The sequence below is a fragment of the Sulfoacidibacillus ferrooxidans genome (assembly GCF_022606465.1).
GTDB classification, from domain to species: Bacteria; Bacillota; Bacilli; order Alicyclobacillales; family SLC66; genus Sulfoacidibacillus; species Sulfoacidibacillus ferrooxidans.
The window spans coordinates 1-285 of the sequence record NZ_JALBUF010000121.1 but is presented as its reverse complement, the minus strand read 5'-3'; the positions used below and the strand labels follow the sequence as shown (position 1 = coordinate 285).

General features: G+C 51.2%; 1 protein-coding gene. It reads left to right on the top strand.

The features are described 5' to 3' along the window. A partial coding sequence (locus MM817_RS16655) for a hypothetical protein (RefSeq protein ID WP_241717190.1) occupies positions 1 to 285 on the top strand: 285 nt, incomplete at both ends.

The following is a 285-nucleotide window of genomic DNA, read 5'->3' as shown; positions in this document are numbered from 1 at the left end:
AAGCTAAAAAACGGTTTTCCTTGCGTAAACGAGAAGAAAAAGAAGAACAACGACCGATCCTATCACCGCCTAAGCTCAAAAAAATCGTATGGGGGAAACCAGAACCCGTACGGATTCATGTGATGGGGGATGCGGGGTCAGGGCGCACATGGATCGCGTGGAATCTAGCGGCACTTTGCCAAGCGCGCAATTGGTCAACGGCGATTGTGGATACAGACATGCAACCGTTATCGGCATGGGCTGCACCTGAATCGTGTCATGTGTACACGAAAGAGCCGACAGGCT